Annotated in this window: 10 protein-coding genes and 2 pseudogenes; 7 read left to right on the top strand and 5 right to left on the bottom strand. The window is 68.3% G+C overall.

Going from position 1 to position 10,666, the window contains the following annotated elements; translation table 11 throughout:
- A pseudogene (carD, locus tag QOC69_RS10080) lies at positions 1 to 293 on the bottom strand (RNA polymerase-binding transcription factor CarD); the annotation flags it as partial.
- A gap of 348 nt (positions 294 to 641) precedes the next feature.
- Here carD and QOC69_RS10075 point away from each other — a divergent pair.
- The 4 genes and pseudogenes from QOC69_RS10075 to QOC69_RS10060 all read left to right on the top strand — a co-directional run.
- Positions 642 to 1,259 (top strand): copper chaperone PCu(A)C domain-containing protein, encoded by a 618-nt coding sequence (locus QOC69_RS10075; RefSeq protein ID WP_526438934.1) that lies wholly within the window; start codon positions 642 to 644, stop codon positions 1,257 to 1,259.
- 43 nt (positions 1,260 to 1,302) lie between these two features.
- Complete coding sequence (gene radA, locus QOC69_RS10070; protein WP_526438932.1) at positions 1,303 to 2,715, top strand: DNA repair protein RadA; 1,413 nt, start codon at positions 1,303 to 1,305, stop codon at positions 2,713 to 2,715.
- Complete coding sequence (gene disA, locus QOC69_RS10065) at positions 2,706 to 3,827, top strand: DNA integrity scanning diadenylate cyclase DisA (protein WP_526438930.1); 1,122 nt, start codon at positions 2,706 to 2,708, stop codon at positions 3,825 to 3,827. The genes radA and disA overlap by 10 nt, the downstream gene beginning before the upstream one ends.
- Before the next feature lie 106 nt (positions 3,828 to 3,933).
- A pseudogene (locus QOC69_RS10060) lies at positions 3,934 to 4,776 on the top strand (type IV toxin-antitoxin system AbiEi family antitoxin); the annotation flags it as partial.
- Positions 4,777 to 4,853: 77 nt separating this feature from the next.
- Here QOC69_RS10060 and QOC69_RS10055 read toward each other — a convergent pair.
- A complete protein-coding gene (locus QOC69_RS10055; RefSeq protein WP_526438928.1) occupies positions 4,854 to 5,621 on the bottom strand; it encodes a hypothetical protein in 768 nt (255 codons plus the stop codon).
- A 58-nt stretch (positions 5,622 to 5,679) separates the two neighbouring features.
- Positions 5,680 to 6,297 carry a carbonic anhydrase gene (locus QOC69_RS10050; protein ID WP_526438926.1) on the bottom strand — a complete coding sequence of 206 codons (618 nt, stop codon included), beginning with the start codon at positions 6,295 to 6,297 and terminating at the stop codon, positions 5,680 to 5,682.
- On the opposite strand from QOC69_RS10050, the gene QOC69_RS10045 reads away from it, so the two are divergent.
- A complete protein-coding gene (locus QOC69_RS10045) occupies positions 6,296 to 7,192 on the top strand; it encodes an iron-sulfur binding domain-containing protein (protein WP_526438924.1) in 897 nt (298 codons plus the stop codon). The two genes, QOC69_RS10050 and QOC69_RS10045, sit on opposite strands and share 2 nt — an antisense overlap.
- Positions 7,193 to 7,206: 14 nt before the next feature.
- Positions 7,207 to 8,559: a bifunctional lipase/adenylate cyclase LipJ gene (gene lipJ / locus QOC69_RS10040; RefSeq protein WP_526438922.1), complete on the top strand. Its 1,353-nt coding sequence runs from the start codon at positions 7,207 to 7,209 to the stop codon at positions 8,557 to 8,559.
- Here the strand turns inward: lipJ and QOC69_RS10035 are convergent.
- Positions 8,556 to 9,524 carry a GlxA family transcriptional regulator gene (locus tag QOC69_RS10035; protein ID WP_526438920.1) on the bottom strand — a complete coding sequence of 323 codons (969 nt, stop codon included), beginning with the start codon at positions 9,522 to 9,524 and terminating at the stop codon, positions 8,556 to 8,558. The genes lipJ and QOC69_RS10035 overlap by 4 nt on opposite strands.
- Positions 9,525 to 9,595: 71 nt before the next feature.
- On the opposite strand from QOC69_RS10035, the gene QOC69_RS10030 reads away from it, so the two are divergent.
- A complete protein-coding gene (locus tag QOC69_RS10030) occupies positions 9,596 to 9,817 on the top strand; it encodes a hypothetical protein (protein ID WP_526438918.1) in 222 nt (73 codons plus the stop codon).
- Here the strand turns inward: QOC69_RS10030 and QOC69_RS10025 are convergent.
- The gene (locus QOC69_RS10025; protein ID WP_526438916.1) at positions 9,791 to 10,570 is read right to left on the bottom strand and encodes an alpha/beta fold hydrolase; all 780 of its coding nucleotides are present in this window, start codon (positions 10,568 to 10,570) and stop codon (positions 9,791 to 9,793) included. The two genes, QOC69_RS10030 and QOC69_RS10025, sit on opposite strands and share 27 nt — an antisense overlap.
- Between the last annotated feature and the right edge of the window lie 96 nt (positions 10,571 to 10,666).

Here is a 10,666-nt window from a genome sequence, read left to right as displayed (position 1 = left end):
GACGCCAGCTTCTCGAGGTTCGCCTTGTAGCGGCGCGACCAGTTGGTCGGCTCCTCGGTGTGCGGGGCGCGTAGTACCTGGAAGACCTTGTCGAGACCCTCTTGACCAACCACGTCACGCACGCCGACGTACTCTGCGTTATCAGCAGGGACTCGAACGGTGAGATCGCCCTGAGCGACCTTGAGGACGAGATACTCTCGCTGCTCGCCCTTGATGGTCCGGGTTTCGATCGCCTCGATCAGCGCGGCACCATGGTGTGGATAGACAACGGTGTCTCCGACCTTGAAAATCATCAGATTAGAGCCCCTTTCACCTCTCAATGTTAGCACGACGCCCAGACACGTGTAGAACAACGGTGCAGGTCAGGGGCACCGCAGGTGAAGACCAGGGGTTGACATGGTGACGAATCCGTGCAACGCCCAGGCGCGCCAGCGAACCCCGGCGGGCCATTCCGCGCGCCCCACGAGCCGCCCTCCGACGTGCCGCCGAGGCGCAAAGCGGGCGCCGCCGACGCGCCGCGCGAACGGGTTTCGGCCGCCACGCGCCCTCGGCTACCGCGGTGAACCGCCACCTACTACTCTGCATAGTCGAACCACCCCGACGATGCCCCGGTCGCCGCGTGGGCCGAGCAGGAGGCTTGAGTGAACCGCCAAAGATCGCGCGCCTTCGCCGTCACCTCGGGCCTGAGCGCCTGCGGACTTGCCGTAGCCGTCGCACTGACGGGCTGCAGCGCGGGCCAGGTTTCTCAGACCGCCGTCCAGGAACCCGCGGTCAACGGCACCAACGCCGTGGCGGGCAACCCGATGTCCGGAGTGGCGCTGCGAAACGTCCACCTGCGGGCTCCCCAGACCAGCGACTACATTCGGCCGGGCAGCAAGGTCGACCTGCTGTTCGTGGCGGTCAACGAATCGCCCGCGGACTCCGATCGCCTGGTGTCCATCACCTCCAAGGTCGGCACGGTGGCGCTGACCGGGAAGTCGACCGTGGCCCCCAACGGCGTCCTCGTCGTCGGCACGCCCGATGGCCAGCCCAGCGCGCTGGACGCGACGGAGGGGGCCGACACCGCCGAGGCCGCGGTCACGCTGACCGAGCCGATCAGCAACGGCCTCACCTACGACTTCACGTTCACGTTCGAGCGGTCCGGTGAGGTCACCGCCGCGGTGCCGATCTCGGCGGGCGAAACTCCGCGGCGCGACTCCGAAGGCGCATCGGAGGGCGCGGCCGAGCGTGCCGTGGAAGCCGAAGGCGGACACGGCTAGCTCACTGCGGTTTTCTGTCGGCCGCGACGGATAACGTCACGGAGTGGCTCGATCGGGTTCCAAGGCGCGTTCGCAGTACCGGTGCTCGGAATGCGGACACGTCGCCGCCAAGTGGGTGGGCCGCTGCCCGGACTGCAGCACCTGGGGCACGGTCAACGAGGTCGCGGTACTCACGTCGTTGAGCACCGCACCCGGTCGCCGCGCCGTTGCCCCCACCTCGCCTGCCGTCCCGATCACCTCCATCGATCCTGGCGCCACACGTCACTTCCACACCGGGATAAGCGAGTTGGACCGCGTGCTGGGTGGCGGCCTGGTCCCCGGCTCGGTGACCCTGCTGGCCGGCGATCCCGGGGTCGGCAAGTCGACGCTGCTCCTCGAGGTTGCTCACCGCTGGGCACAGGCGGGCAGGCGGGCGCTGTACCTGTCGGGTGAGGAGTCGGCCGGGCAGATCCGGCTGCGGGCCGAACGCACCGGGTGCACTCACGACGAGGTGTTCCTGGCCGCCGAATCCGACCTGCAGACCGCGCTCGGCCACATCGAGGAGGTCCGGCCCACGCTGGTCGTGGTCGACTCGGTGCAGACCATGTCCACCACCGAGGCCGACGGCGTCAGCGGCGGCGTCACCCAGGTGCGCGCGGTGACGACGGCGCTCACCATGGCGGCCAAGACCACCGGCATCGCGATACTCCTCGTCGGCCACGTCACCAAGGACGGCGCCATCGCAGGGCCCCGCTCGCTCGAGCACCTCGTCGACGTCGTGCTGCACTTCGAGGGTGACCGCTCGTCGGCGTTGCGCATGGTCCGCGGCGTCAAGAACCGGTTCGGCGCTGCCGACGAGGTCGGCTGTTTCCTGTTGCACGACAACGGAATCGAGTGCGTCGCCGATCCTTCCGGACTGTTCCTGGATCAGCGGCCCGCCCCGGTCTCGGGCACCGCGGTGACGGTGACGCTGGACGGCAAGCGACCGCTGATCGGCGAGGTACAGGCGCTGATCGGCTCGGCGGCAACGGGCTCGCCGCGCCGGGCGGTGAGCGGCATCGACTCCGCCCGCGCCGCGATGATCACCGCCGTGCTGGAGAAGCGCGCCAACCTGTCGGTCGGGATGCACGACATCTACCTGTCGACGGTCGGCGGCATGCGGCTGACCGACCCCTCGTCGGATCTGGCGGTAGCGCTGGCCATCGCCTCGGCCCACGCCGACCTGCCGATGCCCGCCACCGCCGTGGCCATCGGCGAGGTGGGTCTTGCCGGCGATCTCCGGCGGGTCACCGGAATGGATCGCCGCCTTGCCGAGGCCGCCAGGCTGGGGTTCACTTGCGCCGTGGTACCGCCTGGCGTGCCGTCCGGGCCGGCCGGGTTGAAGGTGATGAATGCGGACAACATCACGGGGGCGTTGCGGGTTCTGCGCAAGATCGCGGACAATGGCGGCCAATCCGAGGAGACGAGATGGCCGTGAAGTCTGGCGGAAGGACCGCACGAAGCAACGTGGTGCAACTATCCCGGCCCACGCTGCGCGAGACGCTGGGGCGGCTGGCCCCCGGCACCGCACTGCGCGACGGCCTCGAGCGCATCCTGCGCGGGCGTACAGGGGCCCTGATCGTTCTCGGCTACGACGACAGCGTCGAGGCCATCTGCGATGGCGGCTTCTCGCTCGACGTCCGCTACGCCCCCACCAAGCTGCGGGAATTGTCGAAGATGGACGGCGCCGTCGTGCTGTCCAGTGACGGCTCCCGGATCCTGCGGGCCAACGTCCAGCTGGTGCCCGACGCGTCGATCCCCACCGACGAGTCCGGCACCCGACACCGGTCAGCCGAGCGCACCGCCGTGCAGACCGGCTATCCGGTGGTGTCGGTGAGCCACTCGATGAGCATCGTGACGGTGTACGTCGCGGGCGAGCGGCACGTGGTGCCCGATTCGGCGACCATCCTGTCGCGGACCAACCAGACCATCGCCACTCTGGAGCGCTACAAGTCGCGGCTCGACGAGGTCAACCGGCAGCTGTCCACCGCCGAGATCGAGGACTTCGTAACGCTGCGCGACGTGATGACGGTGGTGCAGCGCCTGGAGATGGTGCGCCGGATCAGCCTGGAGATCGACGCCGACGTGGTCGAGCTCGGCACCGCCGGGCGTCAGCTCAAACTGCAGCTCGAAGAGCTCGTCGGCGACAACGACACCGCCCGCGAGCTGATCGTGCGCGACTACCACGCCAACCCCGACCCGCCGGACACCACACAGGTGACGGCCACGCTCGACGAGCTCGACGCACTCTCGGACAACGAATTGCTCGACTTCACTGCATTGGCGCGGGTATTCGGCTACCCCTCCACGCTGGAGGCGCAGGACTCGGCGATGAGTTCACGGGGTTACCGCGCGATGGCCGGCATTCCGCGGCTGCAGTTCGCGCACGTCGACCTGCTGGTGCGCTCCTTCGGATCGCTGCAAGGGGTCTTGGCGGCCAGCGCGAGCGATTTGCAGTCGGTGGACGGCATCGGATCGATGTGGGCGCGCCACATTCGGGAGGGACTGTCTCAGCTCGCCGAGTCCACCATCGCCGACCAGCTGGCCTGAATTCCCCGCTCCTCGCCGAAACGCACGCTTTGCCGGACCCTTCTCGCACTTTCCCTGCGAAACGTGCACTTGAAGCAATGTCGGAGGGGCCTGCCACAGTCGGGCCATGGGGGAAGTCTTCATTGGAAGCGAAGCGGTCTCATCAGACCGCTTGACTCGGCACGAATTGCAGCGCTGGTATCGCCCGATCTTCCGCGGGGTCTATGTGCCCAAGCACTCGCTCCCGTCGCTGCGAGACCGCACCGTCGGCGCGTGGTTGGCGTCAGATCGCCAAGCAGTGATCGCAGGCGCGTCCGCATCCGCCCTGCATGGCGCCGAATGGGTCGACGATGACATCCCGATCGAGCTGATCTCGAAACGTGCTCGACCACAGCGTGGAGTCCTGGTGCGCAACGAGACGTTGGTCGATGACGAGATCACCAGGGTCGCGGGCCTTCCCGTCACGACCCGTACGCGCACAGCGTTCGACCTGGGGCGGCACTTGCCGCGTGGGGAAGCGCTCGCACGGCTCGATGCTTTGATGCGCGCGCAGGTCTTCTCGGCCGAGGACGTTCTCTTGCTGGCCAAGCGCCACCAGGGTCAGCGAGGGCTGCGGCAACTGCGTGAGCTTCTTCCGCTTGTCGAGGGCGGCGCCGCATCACCGAAGGAGACCTGGCTCCGGTTGTTGTTCATCGACGCCGGGCTTCCCAGACCCACCACCCTTCCGGTGATCGATGAGCGCGGACCCCTCGTTCGCATACTCGACATGGATTGGGAGGACTTCATGGTCGGTGCCGAGTACGACGGGGATCAGCACCGTACGAACCGCGAGCAGTACGTCAAGGACCTCCGCGTCTGGCCGAAGCTCGAGCGCATGGGCTGGAACGTCACCCGCGTGATCAAAGAGGACCGAGAGGACGACATCATTGCCCGCACGTGGTCGGCGATGGTGTCCCGAGGCTGGAATCCCGAGACGCACGTTTTGCCGGGCTCTTCTCGCACTTCTTCTGCAGAAGGTTCGCTTTCGGCGCGGATGTGCGGCCTGAATCAGTTGCCGGGAACCGGTACTTCGCCCTCCGGCGGGGCTCCGGCAGGCGGCGCGGCGCCAGGAGCCGCGGCGGTGGGCTCGGCCAGGATGAACGGCACCGCGGCGGATCGCAGGTTGCCGAGCTGGACCACCAGGTTGTAGGTACCTGGGCCGATCGGCTGCCGCGGCAGCGGGCAGTTCGGCGCCGAACCCATGCCGGTCCAGGTCACCTCGGTGGTGACCTGCTCACCCGGTTTAAAGGTCTTGACCAGGGTTTCATTGGACGGAGCGCAGTCCAGGTTCGACCACAGCCGCTCGTTGTTCAGCGAGTACACGTAGGCCGCCAGCACCGCGGCACCGACGTCCCGCTTGCAGGCCACCAGGCCGATGTTGGTCACCACCATGGTGAACTTCGGCTGATCGCCGACGACGAAGTCGGGCTGGCTGGTGATGCCCTTGACCGCGAGCGTGGAGTCGGGGCAGTCGTCGCCCTCCTGCAGCACCGGAGGTGGCGTCACCGCCGCGGACGGCGTGGGGGTCGGCGGGGGCGCCTGTTGCGCCGGAGGCTGTACCGGGGTCTTGACCTCGGGGTTCTCCCCGGGAAGCGGGGTCGGAGCCGCGGCGGTCGACGGCTGCTCGGTCTTGGTGTCACCGGTGCTGTTGGTCACCACCAGGATCGCAATTGCTGCGACGATGGCCACCACGACCACCCCGATGCCGATGGCCAGAGCGCGCCGTCGCCAGTAGATCTGGGAGGGCAGCGGGCCATGCGGTTCGAGATCCAGCACGAGTCCAAGGTAAGGCCAGGTCACGCCTAGTCGTTCGACCCCGCTCGGCGTGTCGCGGCTATTCGCCGATATCACCAAGGTGTTCGCGGAGCACCACTCGCCCGTCGGCCAGATGGTAGGTTACCCCGGCGATCGCCAAAGTGCCCTCGATGATCCGCTGGGCCACCGGCGCGGAGCGCACCCTCAGCTGCACGACCGTCTCGTTGACGTGGCGGGTCTCGAACTCGTCGACCCGGGTCAACCCCGCATGACGACCCAGCAGGATCGACGGCGTGACGCGTTCGACGATGTCGCGGACATAACCGCCGGGCACCTCGCCATCGTCGAGCGCCGACAGCGTCGCCTTCACCGCGCCGCAACTGTCGTGGCCGAGTACCACGATCAGCGGCACGTCGAGCACCGTGACGGCGTACTCGATGGACCCCAACACGGCCGAGTCTGCGACGTGACCGGCGGTGCGGACCACGAACATGTCGCCGAGGCCCTGATCGAAGATGAGCTCCGCGGCCACCCGGCTATCGGAGCAGCCGAACACCACCGCGGTCGGCTTTTGCCCGTGAGTCAGCCTGGCCCGGTCGGCGACGCTCTGGCTCGGATGCTCCATCTGGCCCGAGACGAAGCGCTCGTTACCCTCCTTGAGTGCTTTCCATGCAGTCACTGGGCTGGTACGAGGCATGGCGCCCATTCTGCCGGACCGGGGCCCGATGATCGATTCGGGTGAGCTGTTGACGTGGTACGCCCGCGAACAACGCGACCTGCCGTGGCGACGCAAGGGCGTGACGGCGTGGCAGATCCTGGACAGCGAGTTCATGTTGCAGCAGACGCCCGTGGCGCGGGTGGAGCCGATCTGGCGCGACTGGGTGGCCCGGTGGCCGACGCCCTCGGCCACCGCGGCCGCCGGCTCCGCCGACGTGTTGCGGGCCTGGGGCAAGCTCGGCTATCCGCGACGCGCCAAACGGCTGCACGAGTGCGCCATCGCGATCGCGACCGAACACGGTGACGAGGTGCCCGACGACGTGGACACGCTGTTGACGCTGCCGGGCGTCGGCAGCTACACGGCGCGCGCCGTCGCCTGCTTCGCCTACGGACTGCGGGTTCCCGTCGTGGACACCAACGTACGGCGGGTGGTGGCCAGGGCGGTGCACGGCCGGCCCGACTCACCCGCCAGCGTCCGTGACCTCGTCGACGTGGCCGCGCTGTTGCCCAATGACCCTGACGCGCCCCGCTTTTCGGTGGCGCTGATGGAGCTCGGCGCGACGGTGTGCACCGCGCGGTCGCCGCGGTGTGGCCTGTGCCCGCTGAGCGCCTGCGCATGGCGGTCGGCCGGCTTCCCGCCCGCGACCACCCCCGCCCGCAGACCGCAGCGCTACGCGGGCACGGATCGTCAGGTGCGGGGCAGGCTGCTGGATGTGTTGCGCGACAACGCGACTCCGGTCACCCGTGCCCAGTTGGACGTGGTGTGGCTGACCGACACCGCGCAGCTTGACCGTGCCTTGGACTCGCTGTTGACCGACGGCCTCGTCGAGCAGACCGCGGACGGCCGGTTTGCGCTCGCGGGCGAGGGCGGCTGACTAGGCTGGTGGCTGTGGCGCAGGCACCGCGGACTCGCTACGCATCGCGTGGCGACTTGGACATCGCCTATCAGGTGCTCGGCGACGGCCCGGTGGATCTGGTCGTGATGCCGGGGCCGTTCATCCCGATCGACTCGATCGACGACGAGCCGTCCATGTCCCGGTTCTACCGCCGTCTGGCGTCGTTCAGCCGGGTGATCCGGTTCGACCATCGCGGTATGGGCATGTCGTCCAAGATCGCATCGGCCGACACCATCACCATGTCGTGCTGGGCAGAGGACGCCGTCTCGGTGATGAACGCGCTCGGATGCGAACGCGCGACGATCTTCGGCTCTGGGTTCTCGGCGATGAGTGCCCTGCTGCTTGCAGCCGACCACCCCGAGCGGGTGTCCAGTCTGGTGCTCGTCAACGCGTCGGCCCGCGCCTTGTGGGCACCCGACTACGACGCAGGCATCGTGGCCGCAGGCGCCAACCCGTTCACGACGGTGGCCCTCGAACCGGATGCGGTCGACCAGGGTCTCGACGTTCTCGAGGCCGTTGCGCCGTCCGTCGCCACCGATCGCGCGTTCCGCACGTGGTGGGACGTTGCAGGAAACCGCGCCGCGTCGCCGAGCATGGCCCGCATGTCGAACCAGGTCCTGGCCGATGCGGACATGCGCGACAAGCTGCCTCACATCTCCGCGCCGACCCTGATCCTGCATCGTGCCGAGTCCCAGTTCGTCAGGGTCGGACACGGCCGGTACCTCGCCAAGAACGTCGTGGGATCCCGCTACGTCGAGCTGCCCGGCGCCGACACGCTGTACTGGGTCGGCGACACCACGACGATCCTCGCCGAGGTCGAGGAGTTCATCACCGGCGTGCGCGGCGGTTCGGATGCCGAACGCGTGCTCATCACCATCCTGTTCACCGATATCGTCGGTTCGACCGCGCGTGCCGCCGCCCTCGGCGACGACCGCTGGCGCAACCTGCTCGACAATCACGACGCCGTCGTCCGCCACGAGCTTGCGCGGTTTCAGGGGCTCGAGGTGAACACCGCGGGCGATGGCTTCGTCGCCACCTTCATCAGCCCCAGCGTCGCGCTCCGCTGCGCGGAAGCGATCGTCGACGCGGTCACCGCGCTCGGCATCGAAGTGCGGGTGGGGGTGCACTCGGGCGAGGTGGAGGTGCGCGGCGACGACATCGCGGGCATGGCCGTGCACATCGGCGCACGCGTCAGCGCGCTGGCGGGACCGAGTGAGGTACTGGTCTCATCGACGGTGCGCGAGATCGTCACCGGGTCACGACGGTCGTTCGCCGACCGCGGCGAGCACGACCTGAAGGGTGTGCCCGGCCGCTGGCGGATCTACGCGTTGGAGCGCGAGGGCTAAGCCGTTGCCGCGACACCGGAGTCGTCACAGGCGAACCGCCTCCGGTAGTCCGACGGCGTGACGCCGATGACCCGGCGGAAGTGGTGGCGCAGCAGCGTGGCAGTACCGAAGCCGGATCTGTCGGCGACGTGGTCGATGTCGAGGTCGGACTCCTCGAGCAGCCTGCGGGCGTAGAGCACCCGCTGATCGGTCACCCACTGCATCGGCGTACGGCCGGTCTCCTCGACGAACCTGCGCGCGAACGTGCGGGCCGACATGCTCGCCCGCCTCGCCAGGGTCGCGACGGTGTGCGGCTTGTCCAGGTTGGTCAGGATCCAATCAAGGTGCGGCGCAAATCCATCCGAACATCGCACCGGGATCGGCTGGTCGATGTACTGGCGCTGCCCGCCGTCGCGCTGGGGCGGCACGACCATGCGGCGGGCGATCTTGTTGGTCACCTCACTGCCGAGTTCGCGGCGGACCAGATGCAGGCACGCGTCGATCCCAGCGGCGGTGCCTGCGCTGGTGATCAGGTTGCCGTCGTCGACGAACAGCACGTTGCGGTCCACCCGCGCGGTGGGATACGTCCTTGCCAACTCGTCGGCGTGCATCCAGTGCGTGGTGCACGGCCGTCCGTCGAGCAACCCGGCGGCGCCGGCGACGAACGCGCCCGAGCAGACGGTCAGGATGATGGCGCCCGCGTCGGCGGCCGCCCGGATCGCATCGAGCGCCTCTGGCAGGTAGGGGCCCGAGATCGCGGGGATCGCCACCAGGTCCGCACCGACCAGGGCATCGAGGCCGTGATCGGGCGTGATGAACGCGCCCACCGACGTGCGCAACGGACGCCCCGGTTCGGGGCCGCAGACCTTGAAGTCGAAGTTGGGCACACCGTCGGCGGAACGGTCGATGCCGAACACCTCGCAGATGACGCCGAACTCGAAGACGGCCAGGCCGTCCAGCACCAACGCCGAAACACTCTTGATCATGGCAGTATCTTATCGTAGGCGGTCAGTTCTGCCACTGTTGGCGGAATATTTATCATCGAACAATTGCTGCCATGAACGTGATACTGACCTTCCTGATCCTGATCGCACCGTTCGCGCTCGCCGCGGCACTGAGCTGGGCCGCCCACCGTGGGCAGCCCATGCGCACCTACCTGGCTGGCGTGAGCGAAGACCGTGACGACTACCGCGTCGAGCACGACATGGACGCCATCCGGACCCGCTTCGAGAGGAGCCCCGTGTGGCCCGTCTCAGGCGTGATGGGTGAACGACGCTAGAAACGCCTCGACGGCGCACCGGTATTCCCGTGGTGCGTCGTCGTGCACCAGATGACCGGCGCCGGGTACGTGCAGATACGTTGCCCGGTAGCCGGTCTCGCTCATTTCGCGCATCTGCCCCGGCGGGGTGACGGAGTTGCCCGCCTCGATGAGCAGCGTCGGCACCGACACCGAACGCCATTGCGTCCAGTAGTCCCTGGTGCCCCACTCCGCGGCGATCTCGATCCAACGCTCGGTGTGCCCGTGCAGCCTCCAACCCGTCTCGGTGCGGTCGAAGGCCTCGAGGAAGTACTGCCCGGCCGCCGCGCCGAACTCGTCGAAAACCTCCTGCGCCGAAGCGAACTCGACGGGCAACGCATGCAGCCACGGCTCCCACGGACCCGTCGTCCGGCCGCGGAAGTCGGGCGCCATGTCCTCCACCACCAGGGCCGTCACCAGTTCGGGCCGCGCCGCGGCCAGGCACCACGCATGCAGGCCGCCCATCGAGTGCCCGACCAACGTGGCGGGCCCGCCGAGATCGGCGACGGCGTCGGCCAGATCGGATACGAACCGCTCCGTGCTGATCGGTTGCGGATCGGTGACGTCGCGGCCGCGATGCCATGGCGCGTCGTAGGTGTACACCCGCCCGGCCTCGGTCAGCCACGGAAGCTGACGCGACCACGTGCTGCCCCGCCCCATCAGACCGTGAACGAGCACCACAGGGTCACCTCGACCGCCGCGGATGGTCAGGAGTTCGACGCCCACCGCCAACATCTTGCCCGGGTAACGATCCGGTCACGGATGCGCGGTAGCCTGGACGCATGCCCGTGGTGAAGATCAATGCGATCGAAGTTCCCGCCGACGCAGGCC

The sequence above is a fragment of the Mycobacterium sp. genome (assembly GCF_032162105.1).
In the GTDB taxonomy this organism is placed as follows: Bacteria; Actinomycetota; Actinomycetes; order Mycobacteriales; family Mycobacteriaceae; genus Mycobacterium.
The sequence above is the reverse complement of the archived record's forward strand: the minus strand, read 5'-3'. Positions and strand labels throughout refer to the sequence as shown.

What these genes read in the sequence shown, in the direction of transcription:
- disA (WP_526438930.1), top strand. Translation starts at nt 2,706, where the DNA reads ATGGCCGTGAAGTCTGGCGGAAGGACCGCACGAAGCAACGTGGTGCAA.
- QOC69_RS10045 (WP_526438924.1), top strand. Translation starts at nt 6,296, where the DNA reads ATGGCGCCCATTCTGCCGGACCGGGGCCCGATGATCGATTCGGGTGAG.
- QOC69_RS10050 (WP_526438926.1), bottom strand. Translation starts at nt 6,297, where the DNA reads ATGCCTCGTACCAGCCCAGTGACTGCATGGAAAGCACTCAAGGAGGGT.
- QOC69_RS10035 (WP_526438920.1), bottom strand. Translation starts at nt 9,524, where the DNA reads ATGATCAAGAGTGTTTCGGCGTTGGTGCTGGACGGCCTGGCCGTCTTC.
- QOC69_RS10030 (WP_526438918.1), top strand. Translation starts at nt 9,596, where the DNA reads ATGAACGTGATACTGACCTTCCTGATCCTGATCGCACCGTTCGCGCTC.
- QOC69_RS10025 (WP_526438916.1), bottom strand. Translation starts at nt 10,570, where the DNA reads ATGTTGGCGGTGGGCGTCGAACTCCTGACCATCCGCGGCGGTCGAGGT.